The sequence below is a fragment of the Bradyrhizobium guangdongense genome, from assembly GCF_004114975.1.
Classification (GTDB): domain Bacteria; phylum Pseudomonadota; class Alphaproteobacteria; order Rhizobiales; family Xanthobacteraceae; genus Bradyrhizobium; species Bradyrhizobium guangdongense.
On record NZ_CP030051.1, the window covers coordinates 592681 to 613261 of the forward strand.

At 64.7% G+C, this 20581-nt stretch carries 23 protein-coding genes; 10 read left to right on the forward strand and 13 right to left on the reverse strand.

What is annotated here, in order from left to right; all coding sequences use genetic code 11:
- Window positions 1-30 precede the first annotated feature (30 nt).
- Window positions 31-648, reverse strand: coding sequence for a class I SAM-dependent methyltransferase (locus X265_RS02800; protein ID WP_128963542.1), 618 nt, complete (start codon window positions 646-648; stop codon window positions 31-33).
- An 82-nt stretch (window positions 649-730) separates the two neighbouring features.
- Window positions 731-1321, reverse strand: a complete 591-nt coding sequence (gene phaR, locus X265_RS02805) for a polyhydroxyalkanoate synthesis repressor PhaR (RefSeq protein ID WP_128963543.1) — start codon at window positions 1319-1321, stop codon at window positions 731-733.
- A 42-nt stretch (window positions 1322-1363) separates the two neighbouring features.
- Here phaR and X265_RS02810 point away from each other — a divergent pair, with 42 nt between their 5' ends.
- The 4 genes from X265_RS02810 to yddG all read left to right on the forward strand — a co-directional run bounded on the left by X265_RS02810 (window position 1364) and on the right by yddG (window position 4777).
- Window positions 1364-1546: a hypothetical protein gene (locus tag X265_RS02810; RefSeq protein ID WP_128963544.1), complete on the forward strand. Its 183-nt coding sequence runs from the start codon at window positions 1364-1366 to the stop codon at window positions 1544-1546.
- Window positions 1547-1624: 78 nt separating this feature from the next.
- Complete coding sequence (locus X265_RS02815; RefSeq protein ID WP_128963545.1) at window positions 1625-2803, forward strand: acetyl-CoA C-acetyltransferase; 1179 nt, start codon at window positions 1625-1627, stop codon at window positions 2801-2803.
- A 237-nt stretch (window positions 2804-3040) separates the two neighbouring features.
- A complete protein-coding gene (gene phbB, locus X265_RS02820) occupies window positions 3041-3766 on the forward strand; it encodes an acetoacetyl-CoA reductase (RefSeq protein WP_128963546.1) in 726 nt (241 codons plus the stop codon).
- A 141-nt stretch (window positions 3767-3907) separates the two neighbouring features.
- Window positions 3908-4777 (forward strand): aromatic amino acid exporter YddG, encoded by an 870-nt coding sequence (gene yddG / locus X265_RS02825; protein WP_128963547.1) that lies wholly within the window; start codon window positions 3908-3910, stop codon window positions 4775-4777.
- 7 nt (window positions 4778-4784) lie between these two features.
- Here yddG and X265_RS02830 read toward each other — a convergent pair whose 3' ends face one another.
- Both X265_RS02830 and gloB read right to left on the reverse strand, forming a co-directional pair.
- Window positions 4785-5207, reverse strand: a complete 423-nt coding sequence (locus tag X265_RS02830; protein ID WP_128963548.1) for a cupin domain-containing protein — start codon at window positions 5205-5207, stop codon at window positions 4785-4787.
- A 30-nt stretch (window positions 5208-5237) separates the two neighbouring features.
- Window positions 5238-6005 (reverse strand): hydroxyacylglutathione hydrolase, encoded by a 768-nt coding sequence (gloB, locus tag X265_RS02835; RefSeq protein ID WP_128963549.1) that lies wholly within the window; start codon window positions 6003-6005, stop codon window positions 5238-5240.
- A gap of 108 nt (window positions 6006-6113) precedes the next feature.
- Between gloB and X265_RS02840 the strand changes: the two genes are divergently transcribed.
- The gene (locus X265_RS02840; RefSeq protein ID WP_128963550.1) at window positions 6114-6857 is read left to right on the forward strand and encodes a methyltransferase domain-containing protein; all 744 of its coding nucleotides are present in this window, start codon (window positions 6114-6116) and stop codon (window positions 6855-6857) included.
- Between the two features lie 133 nt (window positions 6858-6990).
- On the opposite strand, the gene X265_RS02845 is transcribed toward X265_RS02840, so the two are convergent.
- Window positions 6991-7770, reverse strand: a complete 780-nt coding sequence (locus X265_RS02845; RefSeq protein ID WP_128963551.1) for a DUF4167 domain-containing protein — start codon at window positions 7768-7770, stop codon at window positions 6991-6993.
- Between the two features lie 463 nt (window positions 7771-8233).
- On the reverse strand, window positions 8234-9130 hold the full coding sequence (gene prmC / locus X265_RS02850) for a peptide chain release factor N(5)-glutamine methyltransferase (RefSeq protein WP_128969114.1): 897 nt from the start codon (window positions 9128-9130) through the stop codon (window positions 8234-8236).
- Window positions 9131-9287: 157 nt separating this feature from the next.
- On the opposite strand from prmC, the gene X265_RS02855 reads away from it, so the two are divergent.
- Window positions 9288-9695, forward strand: a complete 408-nt coding sequence (locus X265_RS02855; protein WP_128963552.1) for a MarR family winged helix-turn-helix transcriptional regulator — start codon at window positions 9288-9290, stop codon at window positions 9693-9695.
- A gap of 3 nt (window positions 9696-9698) precedes the next feature.
- Here the strand turns inward: X265_RS02855 and prfA are convergent, their stop codons facing one another.
- The 3 genes from prfA to X265_RS02870 all read right to left on the reverse strand — a co-directional run bounded on the left by prfA (window position 9699) and on the right by X265_RS02870 (window position 14646).
- On the reverse strand, window positions 9699-10784 hold the full coding sequence (prfA, locus tag X265_RS02860; protein WP_128963553.1) for a peptide chain release factor 1: 1086 nt from the start codon (window positions 10782-10784) through the stop codon (window positions 9699-9701).
- Window positions 10785-10835: 51 nt separating this feature from the next.
- Window positions 10836-13103, reverse strand: a complete 2268-nt coding sequence (ptsP, locus tag X265_RS02865; protein WP_128963554.1) for a phosphoenolpyruvate--protein phosphotransferase — start codon at window positions 13101-13103, stop codon at window positions 10836-10838.
- Between the two features lie 286 nt (window positions 13104-13389).
- Entirely contained in the window at window positions 13390-14646 is a 1257-nt protein-coding gene (locus tag X265_RS02870) for an aspartate kinase (RefSeq protein WP_128963555.1), read from the reverse strand.
- Between the two features lie 162 nt (window positions 14647-14808).
- On the opposite strand from X265_RS02870, the gene X265_RS02875 reads away from it, so the two are divergent.
- From X265_RS02875 to X265_RS02885, 3 genes are all read left to right on the forward strand, one after another.
- The gene (locus X265_RS02875; protein WP_128963556.1) at window positions 14809-15276 is read left to right on the forward strand and encodes a PH domain-containing protein; all 468 of its coding nucleotides are present in this window, start codon (window positions 14809-14811) and stop codon (window positions 15274-15276) included.
- A gap of 14 nt (window positions 15277-15290) precedes the next feature.
- The gene (gene ubiG, locus X265_RS02880) at window positions 15291-16064 is read left to right on the forward strand and encodes a bifunctional 2-polyprenyl-6-hydroxyphenol methylase/3-demethylubiquinol 3-O-methyltransferase UbiG (protein WP_164938401.1); all 774 of its coding nucleotides are present in this window, start codon (window positions 15291-15293) and stop codon (window positions 16062-16064) included.
- A 105-nt stretch (window positions 16065-16169) separates the two neighbouring features.
- Window positions 16170-17069: an EamA family transporter gene (locus X265_RS02885; RefSeq protein WP_128963557.1), complete on the forward strand. Its 900-nt coding sequence runs from the start codon at window positions 16170-16172 to the stop codon at window positions 17067-17069.
- Window positions 17070-17082: 13 nt separating this feature from the next.
- On the opposite strand, the gene X265_RS02890 is transcribed toward X265_RS02885, so the two are convergent.
- From X265_RS02890 to X265_RS02905, 4 genes are read right to left on the reverse strand one after another with little or no spacing between them, the layout of a single operon-like run.
- Window positions 17083-17565: a DUF1178 family protein gene (locus tag X265_RS02890; RefSeq protein ID WP_128963558.1), complete on the reverse strand. Its 483-nt coding sequence runs from the start codon at window positions 17563-17565 to the stop codon at window positions 17083-17085.
- On the reverse strand, window positions 17562-18452 hold the full coding sequence (locus X265_RS02895) for a carbon-nitrogen hydrolase family protein (RefSeq protein WP_128963559.1): 891 nt from the start codon (window positions 18450-18452) through the stop codon (window positions 17562-17564). Before X265_RS02895 ends, X265_RS02890 begins: the two co-directional genes overlap by 4 nt.
- Window positions 18449-18724, reverse strand: coding sequence for a glutaredoxin 3 (gene grxC, locus X265_RS02900; protein ID WP_092293492.1), 276 nt, complete (start codon window positions 18722-18724; stop codon window positions 18449-18451). Before grxC ends, X265_RS02895 begins: the two co-directional genes overlap by 4 nt.
- A 46-nt stretch (window positions 18725-18770) precedes the next feature.
- Window positions 18771-19568, reverse strand: a complete 798-nt coding sequence (locus tag X265_RS02905; RefSeq protein ID WP_128963560.1) for a ComF family protein — start codon at window positions 19566-19568, stop codon at window positions 18771-18773.
- A 43-nt stretch (window positions 19569-19611) separates the two neighbouring features.
- On the opposite strand from X265_RS02905, the gene X265_RS02910 reads away from it, so the two are divergent.
- Complete coding sequence (locus X265_RS02910) at window positions 19612-20481, forward strand: methyltransferase domain-containing protein (RefSeq protein WP_128963561.1); 870 nt, start codon at window positions 19612-19614, stop codon at window positions 20479-20481.
- The last annotated feature ends 100 nt before the right edge of the window (window positions 20482-20581 follow it).

Below are 20581 nucleotides of genomic sequence, written 5' to 3' on the forward strand. Positions count from 1 at the left end.
TCGCAATGACATGGAGCGTGCGGTATGCGCTTACGAGCGCCGCCGGAACCGGCTGAACTGGAATGCCTGCGTCGAATGCCAGGGCGTTTGATGCGTCTCGCTCCGCGTCTCAACCAGCTCGAAGTCCGGCCCGAGCTCACCTGAAAGGCTCGCGCTGTCGTGCCGCTGCACCGGCAGGCCGCTGCATTTCTCCGGTCCGTCGGGAGCGAATGTCGCGATGATGACATGTCCGCCCGGCGCAACCGCCGTTCGCAGACGCTCGACGTAAGCGGCCCGATCGCGTGGATCTGTCAGGAAGTGAAACGCGGCGCGATCGTGCCAGACATCGTAAGTCCTCGCCGGCCGCCATGTCGTCGCATCGGCAACGATCCAGTCGACCGCTGAGGCGGCGGGCCCGATTCGCTGCTTCGCTGCATCGAGTGCATTGGCAGAGAGGTCCAGCACGGCGAGATTGCGATACCCCTCGTGCAGCAGGGCATCCGCCAGTCGCGAGGCGCCGCCGCCGATGTCGATGATAGCGGCGCTGCGGTCAGGGGTCGCAGCGCGAATCATCTCCAGCGAGATCGCAGGGCTGTCCTGAAACCAGCTGACTTCGCTTTCGGCCTTGGTGGCGTAGACGGTCTGCCAATGCGTGGTGCGGTCGGGCATGGAAGCTCCGGCCTTGGCCGGGAGGGCGGCGCACGTAACGAGCCAAAGGCGATCGGTCGTTCGCGCGTCCGCGTTGAGAAGCCTACTCGTCCTTCTTCGACATCCGTTCGAGACGCTCCTGCATATCCTTCATCTGCTGGCGCAGCTCGTCGATATTGGTGTCCTTGGGCGCCTCGGCGTTCGCATCGGGCTCCGGCTCCGGAGTGGCCGAGCGCGCCGTCGGTGCGAAGGGCTTGAACATCGAGAAGGTTTGCTGGAACAGCTCCATGTTGCGTCGAACCTGTTCTTCCAGGGGGGCAAAGGGCGTTCCGGACAGCGTGTTGGCAATCTGCTTGCGGAACTTCTCCTGCTCCTGGGTCAGCGTCGCGATCGACTGCTCCAGATATTTCGGCACCACCATCTGCATGCTGTCGCCGTAGAAGCGGATCAGCTGGCGCAGGAAGGTGGTCGGCAGCAGGTTCTGGCCGGCCTTGTTCTCCTGCTCGAAAATGATCTGGGCGAGCACGGAGCGGGTGATGTCGTCGCCGGTTTTGGCGTCGTAGACCAGGAAATCCTCGCCATCCTTGACCATGGCAGCGAGATCCTCGAGCGTCACGTAGGTGCTCGTTCCGGTGTTATAGAGCCGGCGGTTCGCGTATTTCTTGATGGTGGTGGGTTGGTCTGATTTCGCCATGGGCTCTCACTTGCAAGCGCGGAGAACAGGAACCTGCAGGCCATGCCGCAGGGCGGGAAGAGTACGCAACGCAACAAAATAAGCATTTTCAAAGGGCTCACGCTACCGTTTTGTGCGGCACGGTTAATCGCAGAGCAAAATCTTGCTTGCGAAAGCGCCAAGAACGCTATTTTGAATGCGCTGCGGCATGAATTCGGTGACCTGCCGATTGACATGCCGCAATGACGTTAACAGGATGCCGTTCGAGACTGGCGAGCCGTTTTCCCAGCCCCGTCTGCCCCCATTGAACCCCAGGAGATGCCCATGTCAGACGATGTCGTCATCGTCAGCGCCGCCCGCACCCCGGTCGGAAGCTTCAACGGAGCCTTCGCGACCCTTCCCGCCCATGACCTCGGTGCCGTCGCCATCAAGGCCGCGCTGGAGCGCGGTGGCATCGAACCCGGCCGGGTCTCGGAAGTCATCATGGGTCAGATCCTGACCGCCGCCCAGGGCCAGAACCCCGCCCGCCAGGCGTCGATCGGCGCCGGCATTCCGGTGGAGAGCCCTGCCTGGGGCGTCAACCAACTCTGCGGCTCCGGGTTGCGCACGGTCGCGCTCGGCTACCAGGCGCTGCTCAACGGTGATTCCGAGATCGTGGTCGCCGGCGGCCAGGAATCCATGAGCATGGCTCCGCATGCCCAGTATCTGCGTGGCGGCGTCAAGATGGGCCCGGTCGAGTTCGTCGACACCATGATCAAGGACGGGCTGTGGGATGCCTTCAACGGCTACCACATGGGCAACACCGCCGAGAACGTCGCACGGCAGTGGCAGATCACCCGCGCGCAGCAGGATGAGTTCGCGGTCGCCTCGCAGCAGAAGGCCGAAGCCGCGCAGAAGGCCGGCAAGTTCAACGACGAGATCGTTCCCGTCACCATCAAGACCCGCAAGGGCGACGTCGTCGTCAGCGCTGATGAATATCCGCGTCATGGCGCCACGCTCGAGGCGATGGCCAAGCTCCGTCCCGCGTTCGAGAAGGATGGTACGGTCACCGCAGGCTCGGCCTCGGGCATCAATGACGGCGCTGCCGCCGTGGTGCTGATGACCGCGAAGCAGGCCGCCAAGGAAGGCAAGAAGCCGCTCGCGCGCATCGTGTCCTGGGCGCAGGCCGGCGTCGATCCGAAGATCATGGGCTCGGGCCCGATCCCGGCCTCGCGCGCCGCGCTGAAGAAAGCCGGCTGGAACGTCGGCGATCTCGACCTGATCGAGGCCAACGAGGCCTTCGCCGCGCAGGCCTGCGCCGTCAACAAGGATCTCGGCTGGGACACCTCCAAGGTCAACGTCAACGGCGGCGCGATCGCGATCGGCCACCCCGTCGGTGCGTCCGGCGCGCGCGTGCTGGTGACGCTGCTGCACGAAATGCAGAAGCGTGATTCGAAGAAGGGTCTCGCCACGCTGTGCATCGGCGGCGGCATGGGCATCGCGATGTGCCTGGCGCGCGACTGAGCTTGCACTCGACCGACGGGTGCGCTGCACGCGTGAGGTGAGTGCGTTGCACGCGATTAAAAAGGCAGCGGTTGCAAATCAATTATTCTTCGCAACCGCGCAAGCCTCGACTAAATACAAACGCCCGGCTCAACGCCGGGCGTTTTGTTCTTGATGTCCGTCAAACCAACCGCATAATCCGCCGTTAAAAAAGATCACGCCAGAAACGTCCGAAGAGTCCAAGGGAAGGAATACGACATGGCACGTGTTGCATTGGTCACGGGTGGTACGCGGGGCATCGGTGCTGCCATCAGCAAGGCGCTGAAGGCCGCCGGCTACAAGGTCGCGGCGAGTTACGCCGGCAACGATGCGGCGGCGGAGAAGTTCAAGGCCGAGACCGGCATCGCCGTCTACAAATGGGACGTCAGCAGCTTCGATGCCTGCGCCGAGGGCGTGAAGAAAGTCGAAGCCGACCTCGGGCCAGTCGAGGTGCTCGTCAACAATGCCGGCATCACCCGCGATACCGCCTTCCACAAGATGACGCTCGAGCAGTGGAACGCCGTCATCAACACCAATCTCGGCTCGCTGTTTAACATGACGCGCCAAGTGATCGAGGGCATGCGCGCACGCAAATTCGGCCGCATCATCTCGATCTCGTCGATCAACGGCCAGAAGGGCCAGTTCGGCCAGGTCAACTATTCCGCGGCGAAGGCCGGCGATATCGGTTTCACCAAGGCACTCGCACTCGAGAATGCCAAGGGTGGCATCACCGTCAACGCGATCTGCCCGGGCTACATCAACACGGAAATGGTGCAGGCGGTGCCGAAGGACGTTCTTGAGAAGAATGTCATTCCGCAGATCCCGGCCAACCGGCTCGGCGAGCCTGAAGAGATCGCGCGCGCGGTGGTGTTCCTCGCCGCCGACGAGTCCGGTTTCATCACCGGCTCGACGCTGACGGTCAACGGCGGCCAGTACATGGTGTGATGCGATCGCATCACGTCGGCTGATATTGTCCACTTCGTCATGCCCGGGCTTGTCCCGGGCATCCATGGCCCTACAACAACCGTCGCCACGAAAGAGCGTGGATGGCCGGGACAGCCCGGCCATGACGGAAACATTGGGCCGATGACTCACCGCACCGCCACGCTAATCGGACTGACCGCGATCCTGATGTGGTCGCTGCTCTCGGTCATGACGGTGGCGACCGGAAAGATTCCGGCCTTCCAGCTCGCCGCGATGACGTTCGCGATCGGCGGTCTCGTCGGCCTACTGACCTGGATCGGGCGCGGCGACGCCGCGAAAAGTCTGCGTCAGCCGCCGGTCGTCTGGATCGTCGGCGTCGGCGGTTTGTTCGGCTACCACGCGCTCTATTTTCTCGCGCTGCGCTTCGCTCCACCGGCGGAGGCCGGACTTCTCAATTACATGTGGCCGCTGCTGATCGTGCTGTTCTCATCCTTCCTTCCAGGCGAACGGCTCGCCGTGCATCACATCATCGGTGCCGTGCTCGGCCTGGTCGGCACCGTGCTGCTGTTCGCCGGCAACACGAGCGGCTTCGCGCCGGGGGCGGTGCCGGGATTGATCGCGGCCTTCATCGCCGCCTTCGTCTGGGCAATCTATTCGGTGCTGTCGCGGCGGTTGAAGGCCGTCCCGACCGATGCGGTCGCCGGCTTCTGCCTCGCCACATCGGCGCTCGCCGCGCTGATGCATGGTTTGCTGGAAACCAGTGTGTGGCCCGATACCGCGTTGCAATGGCTTGCGGTCGTCGGGCTCGGCATCGGTCCCGTCGGTGCGGCCTTTTATGCCTGGGACATCGGCATGAAGCGTGGCGACATTCGCGTGCTCGGCGCCGCCTCTTACGCGACGCCGCTCTTGTCGACCGGTTTCCTCATCGCCGCCGGCTTCGCCAAAGCCAGCGCCAACATCGCGCTCGCCGCGATCCTGATCGCCGGCGGCGGCCTGATCGCGGCCAAGGACATGGTGCTGCGAAAGCGCTGAGAGTCCGCTACGGCTCCCAGCCCTGCGGCGCGAGCTCGAATTTTGCGAACTCGAATGCCGGAGCGACCGTGCAGCCGACCAGCGTCCACTCGCCTGATGTCTCTGCCATCTGCCATGCGTCCGCCGGAACGATCGCCTGCGGCCGCTCGCCGCGGGCAAGATCGGTGCCGAGGCGGACCTCGTGCTGGGAGCAGCCATCATGGGCGATCCGCAGCGTCAGCGGGCTTCCGGCATAATAATGCCAGGTCTCGACCGCATCGATGCGATGCCAGTGCGAACGCTCGCCGCGCGCGAGCAGGAAGTAGATGAGAGTCGAGCGCGAGCGGCCGTTGGCGTCGGTGGTCTGGTCGCGAAAGGTCTCGCGGTAATGTCCGCCCTCGGGATGCGGACGGAGTTCGAGGCGTGCAATGATCTCGGCTGCGGTCGGCATCGATCCCCGTCAGGATTCAGAACTTCTTCTTCAGGACTTGTTCTTGCGCTCGCGCAGCTCGCCGAACACTGCTGCGGCGTCCGCGCCTTTCATGTGTAGCCTGGCTGCGACCGAGGGTTCATCTGCGCGCAGGAACACGTTTGCTCGCTTTTCGTCACCAAGCAGTGAGGGGATGGTCGGCTTGTTCTCCGCCCGCAGCCTCGCAACTTCCGACGCGCGCGCCTGCAGCGCCGCATTGTCCGGCTCGACCGTGAGCGCGAATTTGACGTTAGACGCGGTGTACTCGTGACCGCAATAGAGCTTGAAGTCGTCGGGCAGCGCCCGCAGCTTCAACAGCGAGTCCCACATCATCGGATAATTGCCTTCGAACACGCGGCCGCAGCCGATCGAGAACAGCGTGTCGGCGGCGAACAGGGTCTTCTCGGTGTCGAACACATAGGAGATGTGGTCGAGCGTGTGGCCAGGCGTCTCCAGCACGCGCCCGAGCAGCGTGCCCACCTTGACCACGTCGCCATTGGCGACCCGCAAATCGACGTCGGCGATTTTCGTCGTCTTGTCGTGCGGTCCGACGACGCGGCAATTGTACTTCTGTTTGAGCTCGGCGACTCCACCGACATGATCGCCATGATGATGGGTGATCAGGATATCGGTGAGCTCCCAGCCCTCGCTTTCCAGCGCCTTGATGATGGGGCCGGCTTCCGGTGCGTCGATCGACGCGGTTGCCTTGGTTTCCACATCGTGGATCAGATAACCGAAATTGTCGTTTAAACAGGTGAAAGTACGAATTTCGGCGGCCATGACTTCTCCATCGCGCTCAGCCCCGTCAGACAAATATGGCGTTAACGTTGCGCAGGCAATGCAATATTCAGCGCGCGGCCGCAGCCCGACGCATGTTACATTGTCGTCATGACCATCGATGTCGTCGACCTCAGAGAGTTCTATTCCCGGCGCCTCGGCATCGTGGCGCGGCAGATGATCAATCGCGGCATCAGGGAGCGCTGGCCGGGCGCCGGGGGCCAGCGCGTGCTCGGCATCGGCTATCCGACGCCCTATCTCGGGCTGTTCCGCGAGGATGCGGAGCGCTGCATCGCCTTCATGCCGGCCGCCCAAGGCGTCTTGAAATGGCCGACCGGGCGGCCGGCGCTGGCCTCGCTGGTCGACGAGTTCTCGCTGCCGCTTCCCGACGCCGCGGTGGACCGCATCCTGCTGGTGCATGCGCTCGAAATGTCGGATGATCCGGCCGCGCTGCTGCGCGAGGTCTGGCGGGTGCTGTCGCCGTCAGGCCGTGTCATCGCGGTGATCCCGAACCGGCGCGGCGTATGGACGCGCAGCGACAACACGCCGTTCGGCCACGGCCGTCCCTATTCGCGCTCGCAGATCACGGACCTGTTGCGCCAGACCTGGTTCACGCCGACCGCCTGGGGCGAGGCGTTGTTCATGCCGCCTTATGCAGGCCGCTGGGTGTTGAAATCGGCGCAGATGTGGGAGCGCGCCGGCGCGGCGCTGTCGTTGCCTTTTGCCGGCGTCCATATCGTCGAAGCGACCAAGCAGGTCTATCGCGCCATCCCCGCAAAGCGCGAACGGGCGCGGCTGATTCCCTCGTTGAAGCCGGTGCTGGTACCGTCCTCGACGACGGTAACGCGGACCTAGCTTTCACCTCTTCCTCTGGGAGAGGTGATCCGTGCTCGCCGCTGCTGGATCCAGCCAATTTGCACGTTGAAAACAAAATCGTCCCGGCGAAGCCGGGACGATGCAGTCCGTGAAGATCAGATTTGGGTGCGACTTACTCGCCGGGGGCGAGATCGTCGCTGGTCGCGGCGGGAGCCGCTTCCCGCTCGGGCCGCGGGCCGCCATGCGGACGGCGGCGCCGGCGCGGATAACGCTCGCCACCACCACTGTTGCCGCCTTCGAATCCCCCAGGCGCACCATTGGTCTGCGGCTGCGCGCCGGTGATGAAGGACGGCAGCCGATCGACATTACCGGCGTCGGCGACGACAGGCTGCGGCTGGTTCGGCGGTTGCGGCTGCTGATGATATTGCGGCTGCGGACGATGATCGCGTTCGCGATGCTCGCGCGGCTGCTGCTGATCGCGCTGATAGGGCTGCTGATTGTCGCGCGGCTGGTAGTCGCGCTGGTGGTGATCGCGCTGGCCGTCGCGGTCGCGCATGAACGGCTGCTGCGGCGGCTGCGGAACGAAGCCCGGCTCCTGGCCGAACGCCGAGAAGTTCTCGCCGTCGTCCTCGCCATCGTCGCTGCTGGTGCTGATGGGCTCGTCACCGCGCGGCTGCTGGCTCTGGCGGAACTGTTCCTGGGCCGCGGCGATCAGGCGGAAATAGTGCTCGGCATGCTGGTAGTAGTTTTCGGCGGCGACCGGGTCGCCCGAAGAGCGCGCGTCACGCGCAAGCTGAAGATACTTTTCGGCGATGTGCGAGGCGGTGCCGCGGATCTTGATATCGGGGCCGTTCGATTCGTAGACCCGGGTCATCGGGTTCTGGCCGCGCCGGTTATTGTTGTTGTTATTGTTGCGGTTGCGCATCCGCTGCTTGTTCTGACCGTTTCTCATGTCCTGCCTTTGATTCCAGCCCTAAAGGTTGCACGCATCACTGATTGCCAGGAGTAACCTGCAGACAGCGGTTCACAGGCCTCGCGCGCACCGCGCGCAAGAGCGGATTGAACCCTGCCAATGTTCGTCGACCGTCGCGTTCAACAAAGACGCGTTCCCCAACCGCCAGCATCCATTGCCAGCGAACCCATTCATATCGCCTGCCGAAACAAGCCCAGCTTTCTTGCGTAAGTGTTCAAGCGCAATATCAGGCTTTCGTTCACTTTGCGGTCGGTAAGCAGCGCAGCTTAACTGGCCATCGCGCTCAACAGGACCTGCGGCTTGGAACCTATAATCAGTAAAGCTCTCGCCCGAGAGCCCGGCTTTCGCCCGTAGATCTACGGGGCCGGCACCGATGTGTTGACCGGAACGTAGTCGTTCCCACGGGATATTCCAAGAGGTTTTTTAGAGCCCAATCCGGCTTTTATGGGGGCATTTTTCGGGCCGAGACGGCCCTGGGAATGCCCGCCAGGTCGGCCTTGGGTGGTCTGTCGATCGATAACGCGGCAGCCGCCATCAAGGTTTCAATATCTCCGGCCTGGCCCTGCCCGGCCTCGACGACCAGGGCGCCGCCGGGCGCGAGCCGCTCAGCGGCCTGCGGGATCAGGGCGCGATAGGCATCGTAGCCGTCATTACCGCCATCGAGCGCCAGATGCGGATCGTACTCGCGCACCTCGATGCTCAGTTTCGGAATTTCGCCGGCGGGAATATAGGGCGGATTCGATACGATCAGGTCGAACGGGCCGTGAAGCGCGGCCGCATAGGAGCAGGCGACGAAGGCCGCACGGCCGGCAAGGCCGAGGGCGGCCGCATTGCCCCTGGCGGTATGAAGCGCGCTCAGGCTGAGATCGGTGCCGACGCCGAACGCATCGGGAATCTCGTGCAGCAGCGCCAGCAGGATGGCGCCGGATCCCGTGCCGATATCAGCGATGCGCGGCGGCCGTCCCGCGATCGCCCTCTCCCGAAAAATCTCGAGCGCGAGCTCGACCACGGTCTCGGTATCGGGCCGCGGCACCAGCGTCGCCTCGGACAGCCGGAACGGCAGGCCCCAGAATTCCCGCACGCCCAGAATGCGGGCGACCGGCTCACGGGCGAGCCGTCGCTGCGCATATCCTTCGAGCCGCAGAGCTTCATCGGAGGTGAGGTATCGCGCGCCCTGTGTGATCAGACCGGTCAGATCGAGCCCCACCGCGCCGCCGACGAGCAGGCGCGCATCGAGCGACGAATCCTCGATGCCGGCCGCTTGCAGCCGTGCCGCAAGCGCGCGCCGCGCATGCTCGATACTGTGTCCGGAATCGAAGCCTGCCGCCAAGGGAACCATCCTGCCTGGCATCGTGGATAGATCGGCAGCATTGCTTGCGTCAACGGAAAGGAGCGCGTTTGATCGTGCCGCGCAGCGAAGGAGGGATCGCGTGAGTGCTCGATCGAAGCGGGCGACCGAACGGACGGTCTCTGCCACATCCCCAAAGGACGCCGCGATGCGCGAGGCCGACTACACCGCGCTTGCGCAATTCCGCTATCAGCTCCGCACCTTCCTTGCCTTCAGCGAGACGGCGGCCCAAAGCGCCGGCCTGACACCGCAGCAGCATCAGGCGCTGCTCGCGATCAAGGGACTGGCGAGCCCCAACGGCGCCAGCGTCGGCGATATCGCGGGCTTCCTCCTGATCCGGCACCATACCGCCGTAGAGCTGGTGGATCGCATGGCGAAGCTGAAGCTGATCGGGCGGGAAGCCGACCCCGAAGACGCGAGGCGCGTCCGGGTCAAGCTGACGGCCAAGGGCGAGCAAAAGCTGCGCTCGCTCTCGCGCATCCATCTGGACGAGTTGAGCGCCGCCGCGCCGGCTCTGGCGAAGATCCTGCGATCTTTCCGGGCCAGAACGCGCTGAGGCTCAGGCGGCGGCCCCTTGCGCGGCGAGCTGGGCGGCCTGGTGCTCGGTGGTCAGAGCATCGATCAATTCGCCGAGCGCTTCGCCTGCGATGACTTGCGGCAGCTTGTAGAGCGTCAGGTTGATGCGGTGGTCGGTGACGCGCCCTTGCGGAAAATTATAGGTGCGGATCCGCTCCGAGCGGTCGCCGGAGCCGACCTTCTCCTTGCGCTCGGCCGAGCGCGCGGCATCGACGCGCTGCCGCTCGGCATCGTAGATGCGCGAGCGCAGGATGTTCATGGCGGAGGCGCGGTTCTTGTGCTGCGAGCGGCTGTCCTGCATCATCACCACGATGCCGGTCGGGATATGGGTGATGCGGATCGCCGATTCCGTCTTGTTGACGTGCTGGCCGCCCGCGCCCTGCGCGCGCATGGTTTCGATGCGCAGATCCTCGTTCTTGATGTCGACGTCGACGTCCTCGACCTCGGGGAGCACGGCGACCGTCGCCGCCGAGGTGTGGATGCGGCCCTGCGTCTCGGTGTCGGGTACGCGCTGCACGCGGTGCACGCCGGATTCGAATTTCAGCTTGGAGAACGCGCCGCGGCCCTGCACCTCCGCGATGATTTCCTTGTAACCGCCGACGGTGCCTTCGCTCGCCGAGATCACCTCGACTTTCCAGCCCTGCAGGGCGGCGAAGCGCTCGTACATCCGGAACAGATCGCCGGCGAACAGTGAAGCTTCGTCGCCGCCGGTGCCGGCGCGGATTTCCAGCATCACGTTGCGGTCGTCCATGGCGTCCTTGGGCAGCAGCGCGACGCGGATCTTCTGCACGAGATCTTCGATCTTGGGATTGAGCTCGTCGCGCTCGGCTTCGGCCATGCTGCGCATTTCGGCATCGGTTGCCGGATCGGCGATCAGCGCCACGGTGTCGGCGAGCTCCTTGACCGCGGAACGATAGGTCTTCACCGCCTCGATCAAGGGCGTGATCTCGGCGAGCTCGCGTGTGACCTGCACGTAGCGCTCGGAGGAGAGCTGTCCGAGCGATTCGGCTTCGAGCGAAGCGTGATGCGCGAGCAGGACGTCCAGTTTGGCTTCGGGGAGTGACGACATCGGTTGGGTCTCAAAAGCGGCGGGAGGCGGCGGCGACGGGCGGCAGGCCCGCTACAACGCCAGGCCTTCGGCCTCGGCAAATTCCGTCAACTTCTGCCGGATTGAGACGCTGCCTGCAGGCGCATCCAGCAGCGGGCCGAGCATCGCGGCGGCCTTCTTGGCGTCGAGGTCGATCACCATTGCCTTGACCGGGCCGAGCGCGGTCGCCGACAGCGACAGCGAGCGGTAGCCCATTGCGATCAGGGCCAATGCGCCGATCGGCTTCGAGGCCATCTCGCCGCAGAGCGACAGCGATTTCTTCGCGGCCTGCGATTTCCGTGCGATGTCGCGCAGCGCCCGCAGGATCGGCGTCGACATGGTGTCGAAGCGCTCGGAGACCTTGGCATTGCCGCGGTCGACCGCGAACAGGAACTGGAACAGATCGTTGGAGCCAACCGAAATGAAGTCGACCCTCTTCAAGAGCTCGTCGAGCTGATAGAGCAGCGCCGGTACCTCGACCATGGTGCCGATGTCGATTCTCTCAGGAAGCGTGTGGCCGTGTTGGCGCAGATATGTCAGCTCGCGCTCGACCAGCGCCTTTGCCGCATCGAACTCGGCGACCTCCGAGATCATCGGGAACATGATGCGCAGCGCGCGGCCGCCGCCGGCACGCAGCAGCGCGCGGATCTGGCCGCGCAACAGACCGGGCCGATCGAGCCCAAGTCGGATCGCGCGCCAGCCCAGCGCGGGATTCTCCTCGATCACCGTCTCCATATAGGGCAGCGCCTTGTCGCCGCCGATGTCGAGGGTCCGGAAGGTGACGGGCTTGCTGCCGGCCGCATCCAGCACGGCGCGGTAGAGCGCGAGCTGGTCGCTGGTGCGCGGCAGGCTCTGACCGACCATGAATTGCAGCTCGGTGCGGAACAGGCCGATGCCGGCGCTGCCGGTGTCGTCGATATGCGGCAGGTCGATGGCGAGGCCCGCATTGATCAAAAGCTCGACCTTCTCGCCGTCCTTGGTGACGCAGGGCCGGTCGCGCAGCGCCAGATACTGCGCCTGGCGGCGCGCGCGGAATCGCACGCGCTCGGCGTAGGCCGCCTCGATCTCCTGGGACGGGCGCACATAGATCGAGCCCGAGGTGCCATCGACGATGATCGCGTCGCCGGGGTCGGCGATCCCCGGCGCGTTCGGCACTTCGCCGACCGCGGGAATGCCCAGCGCACGCGCCACGATCGAGACGTGGGAATTGGCGGTGCCTTCCTCCAGCACGATGCCGCGCAGGCGCTTGCGGTCGTAGTCGAGCAGCGCCGCCGGTCCCATCGCGCGCGCGATGACGATGGCGTTATCAGGCAGTTGCTCGCGCGACGGCGCGTGGTCCTGGCCGACGAGCTGCCGCATCAGCCTATAGCCGAGATCTTCGAGATCGTGCAGCCGGTCGCGCAAATAGGGATCGGTCGAGCGCAGCATGCGCGCGCGGGTATCGGACTGCACGCGCTCGACCGCCGCTTCCGCGGTGAGGCCGGTGGCGACCGCCTCATGCAGCTTGTGCGACCAGCCCTGGTCGTTGGCGAACATGCGGTAGGCTTCGAGCACGTCGCGATGCTCGCCGCCCTCGGCGACATCGCCGCGCTCCAGCATGCGGTCGAGATCCGAGCGCAGCTTGGCGAGCGCCGCGTCGAGCCGCTTGACTTCCTTCGGCAGGTCTTCGGCGATGTAGTCCTTGATGACGACGCGCGGCTCGTGCAGCACGACGTGGCCGAGCGCGATGCCTTCCGAGAGGATGGCGCCCGCCTTCTGGGCGGAATGGCGTGCGGCCGGCTCCAGGCCGGGCTTGGCCAGTGCGGACAATTCGCCGGAAGCGATCAGCTCCGCCAGCACCATGGCTGTAGTCTGCAACGCCTCGAGCTCTTCCTCGACATAGGTTCGCTTGGCGCGGTTCTGCACCACCAGCACGCCGAGCGTATTGCCGGCGCGCAGAATCGGCACGCCGAGGAACGAGTGATAGATCTCTTCGCCGGTCTCCGGGCGGAAAGAGAAAGCCGGATGGCTCTGGGCGTCGTTCAGATTGAGTGGCGTCGCCTCGCTGGCAACGAGGCCGACCAGGCCCTCATGGGCGCTCAGCACGGTGTGGTGCACGGCCTCGCGGTTGAGGCCTTCGGTGGCGTAAAGCTCGAGCGTGTTGTCGATGCGCAGCACGTAGACCGAGCAGACCTCGGCTACCATGTTGGCGGCGATCAGCACCACGATCTTGTCCAGCCGCTCCTGGGCCGAGACCTGCTCCGCCATGGTTTCGCGGAGCCGTCTCAACAAGACGCGGGGACCTCCCGACGCGCTCCGCATGAACCGTCAATCTCCTCCGTCTGCCCGGCCCGGCGGTATCGGCCGGCGGCTGGCCAAAAATTCCAGAAAAACAATCAATTTGTTTGTCCGGCGCAGGTGCAAACCCAAATCGTCCTGAGACTTAGTGTTTGCACCGAATCAGCGGCCTGAACTGGGATACAGTCTGCGGCAGCCCACCCTGTCCGCCGTATAGCGAATTGAGGCTTGTTTTGCCAAGCAAAACGCCTGCCAAACGCGAAGGTGTGTACACCCTCGCGTTTGCTGCGTCCGCTAAGAGAAAATTAGGCTAAGCTTGATCGAGGCCGTAGAGCGTGTGCAACGTGCGCACCGCCAGCTCGGTATAGGCGGTGTCGATCAAAACCGAGAACTTGATCTCGGAGGTTGTGATGGCCCGGATGTTGATATTTCGTCCGGCAAGGGCCGAAAACGCCTGGGCGGCGACGCCGGCATGGCTGCGCATGCCGCTGCCGATCACCGAGATCTTGGCGACGTCGGTAGCGGTATCAAGCCTGGCATAGCCGATCTTGGCCTTGGCGGCGGTAATCGTGTCCTTGGCCCTGGCGTAGTCGGCAGCCGGAACCGTGAAGGTCAGGTCGGTGGTCTTGCCGTCTTCGGAGACGTTCTGGACGATCATGTCGACGTTGATATTGGCGTCTGCGAGCGGGCCGAAGATCGACGCCGCCACGCCGGGCTTGTCCTCGATCTGGCGCACCGAGATCTGGGCCTCGTCCTTTGAAAAGGCGATGCCGGTGACGACGTGGCTTTCCATGATCTCCTCCTCGCTGCAGATCAGCGTGCCGGGCGGCTGGTTGGCATGCGGGTCGATATCCTCGGGCTTGTCGAAGCTCGAGCGGACGAAGATCGGCATATTGTGGACCATGCCGAGTTCCACCGAGCGGACCTGCAGCACTTTGGCGCCCTGCGAGGCCAGTTCCAGCATGTCTTCGAACGCGATCTTGTCGAGCCTCTTGGCCTTCGGCACGATTCGCGGATCGGTGGTGTAGACGCCGTCGACGTCGGTATAGATGTCGCAGCGGTCGGCCTTGACCGCGGCGGCGATCGCGACGGCCGAGGTGTCCGAGCCGCCGCGGCCGAGCGTTGTGATGCGGTTGGTCTTGGGATCGATGCCCTGGAAGCCGGCGATGACCGCGACCTCCTTCCGCTCCTTGAAGCGGTTGATGATCTCACTGCCGTCGATGTCCTCGATCCGGGCCGAGGCGTGGGCGTCGCTGGTCTTGATCGGGATCTGCCAGCCCTGCCAGGAGCGGGCCTGAATGCCCATGCTCTGGAGCACGATGGCCAGCAGGCCCGAGGTGACCTGTTCGCCGGAGGCGACCACGGCGTCATATTCGCGCGCGTCGTGCATCGGCGAGGCCTCGGTGCACCAGGCCACCAGCTCGTTGGTCTTGCCCGACATCGCCGAGACGACCACGGCCACCTCATGGCCGGCGTCGACCTCACGCTTCACATGGCGTGCGACGTTGCGGATACGTTCGATGTTGGCGACGGATGTGCCGCCGAATTTCATCACGAGGCGGCTCATGACGACGCGTGCATTCCTTCATAAGGATCAGTATGGTGACCCGCGCCGGACGGTTGCCCTGGGGGATACCGACCGCGCGTATACAGAGGGGCGGGGCCGGGGGCAAGCGGGTTCCTCAGCGGGGTCCGGGGGCCCAATCCGGGCAATGGGTTATCAGAGGTTATGGCGCGCTATATTGACGAAATCCTGCAGCCCGGCGAGCGGGTGCTGTATTCGACCAATGCGCACTGGATTTTCTATTTTCCGGCCATTCTGGCCTGGATCGTGGCCATCGTTCTGTTCGCCGTTTCCCGCCAGAGCGACATTTACAGCATCATGATCCTGTGCCTGTTCGGCTCCGGCCTTGTGGCGTTGGCTGCCCTGTACTGGACCCTGAAGGGCTGGTTCCATCGCTTCACCACCGAGACCGACGTCACCAATCTCAGGGTTGTGCATAAGACCGGCTTCATCAAGCGCCGCACCTTTGAAATGGCGCTGGACAAGGTCGAGAGTGTCGACGTCGATCAAACGATTCTTGGACGAATTCTCAACTACGGCGATGTGACCATTCGCGGCGTCGGCGAGGGGATCGAGACGATCAAAACCATCGCCTCGCCACTGGCCTTCCGTAGTTCGATCACCACGCGGTAGGACCGCGCGCAATCATGAGCATGCAGCAAGATACCTCCGAATCAGCCAGCCTCTCGCCGGGCTCGACCGTCGATGCCGCCGAGATCGCGAAATTCTCGAAACTCTCGGCCGAGTGGTGGGACCCCAAGGGCAAGATGGCGCCGCTGCACCGGATCAATCCGCTGCGGCTCGGCTATATCCGTGACGCCGCCTGCCGCAAGTTCGAGCGCAATGTGCGCAGCCTCAACTGCCTGGCCGGCTTGCGCGTGCTCGACATCGGCTGCGGCGCCGGTCTGCTGTGCGAGCCGCTGTCGCGGCTCGGCGCGCAGGTCATCGGCGTCGACCCGTCCGCCAGCAACATCGCGGCGGCGAAGCTGCATGCCGACAAGAGCCATCTTGCGATCGATTATCGCTGCACCACGGTGGAGGAGATCGACCCGCGCGAGCGTTTCGATATCGTGCTGGCGATGGAGGTGGTCGAGCATGTCGTCGATGTCGGCGTCTTCCTGAAGCGCTGTGCCTCGATGCTGAAGCCGAACGGCCTGATGGTGGTCTCGACGCTGAACCGCAACTGGAAGAGCTTCGCACTCGCCATCGTCGGCGCCGAATACGTCCTGCGCTGGCTGCCGCGCGGTACCCATGAATGGAACAAGTTCGTCACTCCGGACGAGCTGACCAAGCATCTCCTCGACAACCGTCTCGTCATCACCGAGCAGACCGGCGTCGTCTATTCGCCCTTCGCCGACAAATGGGCGCTCTCGTCCGACATGGACGTGAACTACATGGTGGTGGCGGAAGCGATGGTGTGAGGCCCGAGTTTTAGCAAGAGCATCGCTCCTATGACGTGAGCGTGATTGACCTGCTGCCGTGGCGTCGGCAGGTTGCATCATCACTTCCGTTACAGCCCCATCCCCATGCTCACCGTCACCAGCCTCTGGATTCCCTTCACTATCATTGCCGCGCTCGGCCAGGTCGCGCGCAATGCGATGCAGCGGTCGCTCACGAAGCCGCTGGGGACCTGGGGTGCGACCAATATCCGCTTCCTGTTCGGCTTCCCGTTCTCACTGCTGTTCCTAGGCGCCGTGCTGGTCGCAACGGGCGACCATATCGGCATGCCGCCCTCGGTGTTCTGGCCGTGGCTGCTGCTGGGCGCGCTCAGCCAGATCGTCGGGACGGGCCTGATGCTGCTCGCGATGAACGACCACTCCTTCGTGGTGACGACGGCCTATCTCAAGACCGAGGCGATCCAGACCGCGATCTTCGGCTTCGTCTTCCTCGGCGATCACCTGACGTGGCTGAAGGTGCTGGCGATCGTGATCGCCACCGTCGGCGTCGTCATCACCGCGCTGCGGCCCGGCGGCGAGAAGAGCTTCGCGGAGCTGAAGCCGACCATCCTGGGGCTTGTTGCGGCCGCGGCGTTCGCGCTGTCCGCGGTCGGATTCCGCGGCGCCATCATCAACGTGCCGAACGTGTCCTTCGTGACGGCAGCCTCGTTCACACTGGTGCTGGGTCTGTTCGTGCAGACGGCGATCCTGTCGATCTATCTGCTCTGGCGGGCCCCGAAAGTGCTCCAGGCGATCCTTGGCCTGTGGAAGCCGTCGCTGTTCGCCGGCTTCATGGGCGCCTTCTCCTCACAGTTCTGGTTTCTGGCGTTTGCGCTGACCGCGGCGGCCAATGTTCGTACGCTCGCGCTGATCGAGGTGCTGTTCGCGCAAGGCGTGGCGTATTACTCGTTCAAGCAGCCGATCGCGCCGCGCGAGATATTTGGCATCGTGCTGATCGTGGTCGGCGTGGCGCTGCTGGTGGGCTTCTGACGCGCTCTACGCGTCAGTTCCTGTCTTCCGGCAACGTCGGAAGCGGCGAAACCTCGATACCCTCTTCGATCAGCGACTTGGCCTCGTCAGGCGAGGCCTCGCCGTAGATCGGGCGGTGCTCCTTGTCGCCGTAATGCATGGCACGGGCTTCGTTCGCGAAGCGTTCGCCGACATTGTCGGCGTTCTTGACGATATGGTCGCGCAGCTCTTTCAGCTTGGCGCGCAGCTCGCGCTCCTGCGCCATCATCAGCGACGTTGCTCCTGACGGTGCAGCCTCCGGCGCGGCGGTTGTCACCGGCTCCGGCGGCGGTGTTGCGCGACCGCGGCCCTTTTTGGCGACGATGCGCGGCGCCATGATCGCCTTCTCGACCTTGGCCGAGCCGCAGATCGGGCAGGTCACGAGCTTGCGCTTGACCTGCGACTCATAGGCCGACGAGCTCTGGAACCAGCTCTCGAACTGATGGTCGCGGTCGCAATGGAGCGCGTAGCGGATCATGCCGATCCCCGCACCAGGTGCAGATGATCCGGCCCCGCCTTGGGATCGGAGACACCGAAGCGGCGGCCGTGCTGGAGCGAAGGGATCGCGCGGCGCGCGATCTCGACCTTGGCCGGGTCGATCTTGGCCATGATGATACCGGGCTCGACATCGCCCTCGGCGAGAATGTCGCCCCAGGGATCGATGATCAGCGAATGGCCATAGGTCTCACGCTTGTTCTCGTGGGTGCCTGCCTGGGCAGCTGCGAAGATGAAGCATCCCGTTTCGATCGCACGCGCGCGCAGCAGGATATGCCAGTGCGCCTCGCCGGTCTTGCGGGTGAAGGCGGACGGCACCGTGATGAAGGATGCGCCGCTCTCGGCCAGCGCGCGGTAGAGCGCAGGGAAGCGCACGTCGTAGCAGATCGTCAGGCCAACGCGACCCCAGGGCAGGTCGGAGATCACTGCGGTCTCGCCCGGCTGGTAATTGGCGGATTCGCGATAGCTCTCGCCGTCCGGCAGCTCGATGTCGAACATGTGGATCTTGTCGTAGCTCGCGAGCACTTGGCCCTCGGGCCCGATCAGGAAGGAGCGGTTGACCGCCTTCTCCGGCGAGAAGCGCAGCGCCAGCGAGCCGACATGGATGTGGATCTTCAGCTCCGCTGCGAGCGCGCGATACGCTTTCAGCGAGGCGTCGTCCTCTTCGCTCTGCAGATGCTCGAACAGCGCCTTGCGGTTCAGCTGCATCATGTTGCTGACCTCGGGGGTCTGCACGTAGTCGGCGCCCTTGGCTGCTGCCTCCCGGATCAGCCGGGTTGCCTGCGCGAGGCTCGGCTCGGGCAATAGGCCGGTGCGCATCTGCACCATGGCGGCGGTAAAGGTCCTGTCTTGAGCTTGATCCTGGCTCATGACACCGCCTTGACGCTTTCGAGCATGCCGTCGAGCTTGCCTTCGCGGTCGAGCGCATAGAGGTCGTCACAGCCGCCGATATGGGTTCCGCCGATCCAGATCTGCGGGAAGGTCGAGCCCTGGCCGGCGCGGTCGTACATCTCCTCGCGCCAGGACGGGTTCTTGGCGACGTCGAATTCCGTGAATGTCGCCTTCTTGCGGGTCAGAAGCGACCTGGCAGCGGAACAATAGCCGCATCCGGGCCTGGTATAGATTTCGACAGCAGCGGTCATGGCGTCCAGCGCTCTCATGTATGAATTCGTTGAATTATATGGGAGTTTACCTGGTCTCGACAACCCGGGCAAAGACCAGCACGTCGACCTGGGCTGCCTTGGCGCGCAGCAGAGCGCGCGCGCAGGCGTCCAGGGTCGCACCTGATGTCAGGACGTCGTCGACCAGGATGATGCGCCGGCCCTGGACCTCGGCCTGACGATCGGGGGATACCTGGAATGCGCCCTGTACGTTGGTGGCGCGCTGCGCCCGCGACAGGCCGATCTGCTGCTCCGTGGCGCGCACCCGGCGCAGCACCTCTGCTTGCACCTTGACCCCGCTCTGCCGCGCGATGATCTGCGCCAGCGCGCCTGATTGGTTGTAACGGCGGCGCCAGGCCCGGCGCCAATGCAGGGGCACCGGTACCAGCATGTCGGCGTCCGCGAGCAGCTCGCCGCCCGCGCGCGCCATCCAGCGGCCCATGGGGGGCGCGAGATCGGTGCGGTCCTGGTATTTCAGCGCATGCACCAGCGTGCGCGCGACGTCGTCATAGCGCACCGCCGCGCGGGCCCGCTGGTAAGCCGGCGGGCTGGCGATCGCCTCCATCGACAGCATGTCGGGGCCGGGATCATAGACGAAGGGGATGCCGAGCCGCGGGCAATAGGGGCGCTCGATGAACGACAATTTTGCCCAGCACGCCGCGCACACGCCTTCGCCATCGACCGGCTCACGGCAGGACACGCACAAGGTGGGCAGGGCGATGTCGAGTGCAAGCCGCGCCGCACGCCCGAGCACGTAACGGCCAGCCATCCAGGCGGCACGCAACGGTGCCGCGATGGAACGGGTGGGAGTTGCTTCGACTTCCATGGGGAGAGGCTAGCGCCGCACACGGCGGATTGCCAGAACCGTCATGATCGGCGTAACCAGCGGCATGGCTCAGACCCCGAAGACCCCGCCCGCCTTGTTCGATCGTGCCTTGCTGCATGCACGGCAGCAGCGCGCGCGGGCACTGGGCGAGGTGACATTCCTGCTCGACCGGGTCGCCGAGGACATGTCCGACCGGTTGGCCGCGGTGATGCGGGAGTTTCACACGCCGGCCGATCTCTGGACGCCAGGCGAGGGGCTCGCAGCTCTGCGCACACGGCTGCCGTCCATTCAGCGGATCCCGCTCGACGCTGCAGGCTCGGAGAAATTGCCGTTCGCGCCTGAGAGCGTCGATCTCGTCGTCTCGGCGCTGGCGCTGCAATTCGTCAACGATCTCCCCGGTGTGCTCGCGCAGGTTCGCCGTGCGCTGAAACCGGACGGACTGCTGCTGGCCGCGATGATCGGCGGCGACAGCCTGACCGAGCTGCGCCAGGCTTTTGCGGCGGCGGAATCCGAATGCGAGGGTGGCGTGTCGCCACGCGTCGCGCCGTTCGCCGATTTGCGCGACATCGGCGCCTTGTTGCAGCGGGCGGGCTTTGCGCTGCCGGTGACCGACGTCGATCGCGTCGTGGTGCGTTACGACGATGCGTTCGCCCTGATGCAGGATCTCCGCCGCATGGGCGCGGCCAATGTGCTGATCGAGCGTCGCCGCAGCCTAAGCCGTCGCGCGACGCTGCTGCGCATGGCCGAAATCTATGCCGAGCGTTTTGCCGATGCCGACGGCCGTATCCGCGCCACCTTCGACATCATCTGGCTGTCCGCCTGGGCGCCGCATGCAAGCCAGCAGCAGCCGCTGAAACCGGGTTCGGCGAAAGCGAGCTTGGCCGAAGCAGTGAAGAAGGCCGGGAAGGAGTGAGCTCTCTCCTTCGTCATGGCCGGGCTTGACCCGGCCATCCACGTTTTTCAGCTCGGCACGAAGATCGTGGATGCCCGGGACAAGCCCGGGCATGACACCG

Excerpts from the sequence above, each read along its gene's own strand:
- X265_RS02800 (WP_128963542.1), bottom strand. The coding sequence starts at position 648 with ATGCCCGACCGCACCACGCATTGGCAGACCGTCTACGCCACCAAGGCC.
- phaR (WP_128963543.1), bottom strand. The coding sequence starts at position 1,321 with ATGGCGAAATCAGACCAACCCACCACCATCAAGAAATACGCGAACCGC.
- X265_RS02810 (WP_128963544.1), top strand. The coding sequence starts at position 1,364 with ATGCCGCAGGGCGGGAAGAGTACGCAACGCAACAAAATAAGCATTTTC.
- X265_RS02815 (WP_128963545.1), top strand. The coding sequence starts at position 1,625 with ATGTCAGACGATGTCGTCATCGTCAGCGCCGCCCGCACCCCGGTCGGA.
- phbB (WP_128963546.1), top strand. The coding sequence starts at position 3,041 with ATGGCACGTGTTGCATTGGTCACGGGTGGTACGCGGGGCATCGGTGCT.
- yddG (WP_128963547.1), top strand. The coding sequence starts at position 3,908 with ATGACTCACCGCACCGCCACGCTAATCGGACTGACCGCGATCCTGATG.
- X265_RS02830 (WP_128963548.1), bottom strand. The coding sequence starts at position 5,207 with ATGCCGACCGCAGCCGAGATCATTGCACGCCTCGAACTCCGTCCGCAT.
- gloB (WP_128963549.1), bottom strand. The coding sequence starts at position 6,005 with ATGGCCGCCGAAATTCGTACTTTCACCTGTTTAAACGACAATTTCGGT.
- X265_RS02840 (WP_128963550.1), top strand. The coding sequence starts at position 6,114 with ATGACCATCGATGTCGTCGACCTCAGAGAGTTCTATTCCCGGCGCCTC.
- X265_RS02845 (WP_128963551.1), bottom strand. The coding sequence starts at position 7,770 with ATGAGAAACGGTCAGAACAAGCAGCGGATGCGCAACCGCAACAATAAC.
- prmC (WP_128969114.1), bottom strand. The coding sequence starts at position 9,130 with ATGGTTCCCTTGGCGGCAGGCTTCGATTCCGGACACAGTATCGAGCAT.
- X265_RS02855 (WP_128963552.1), top strand. The coding sequence starts at position 9,288 with ATGCGCGAGGCCGACTACACCGCGCTTGCGCAATTCCGCTATCAGCTC.
- prfA (WP_128963553.1), bottom strand. The coding sequence starts at position 10,784 with ATGTCGTCACTCCCCGAAGCCAAACTGGACGTCCTGCTCGCGCATCAC.
- ptsP (WP_128963554.1), bottom strand. The coding sequence starts at position 13,103 with ATGCGGAGCGCGTCGGGAGGTCCCCGCGTCTTGTTGAGACGGCTCCGC.
- X265_RS02870 (WP_128963555.1), bottom strand. The coding sequence starts at position 14,646 with ATGAGCCGCCTCGTGATGAAATTCGGCGGCACATCCGTCGCCAACATC.
- X265_RS02875 (WP_128963556.1), top strand. The coding sequence starts at position 14,809 with ATGGCGCGCTATATTGACGAAATCCTGCAGCCCGGCGAGCGGGTGCTG.
- ubiG (WP_164938401.1), top strand. The coding sequence starts at position 15,291 with ATGAGCATGCAGCAAGATACCTCCGAATCAGCCAGCCTCTCGCCGGGC.
- X265_RS02885 (WP_128963557.1), top strand. The coding sequence starts at position 16,170 with ATGCTCACCGTCACCAGCCTCTGGATTCCCTTCACTATCATTGCCGCG.
- X265_RS02890 (WP_128963558.1), bottom strand. The coding sequence starts at position 17,565 with ATGATCCGCTACGCGCTCCATTGCGACCGCGACCATCAGTTCGAGAGC.
- X265_RS02895 (WP_128963559.1), bottom strand. The coding sequence starts at position 18,452 with ATGAGCCAGGATCAAGCTCAAGACAGGACCTTTACCGCCGCCATGGTG.
- grxC (WP_092293492.1), bottom strand. The coding sequence starts at position 18,724 with ATGACCGCTGCTGTCGAAATCTATACCAGGCCCGGATGCGGCTATTGT.
- X265_RS02905 (WP_128963560.1), bottom strand. The coding sequence starts at position 19,568 with ATGGAAGTCGAAGCAACTCCCACCCGTTCCATCGCGGCACCGTTGCGT.
- X265_RS02910 (WP_128963561.1), top strand. The coding sequence starts at position 19,612 with ATGATCGGCGTAACCAGCGGCATGGCTCAGACCCCGAAGACCCCGCCC.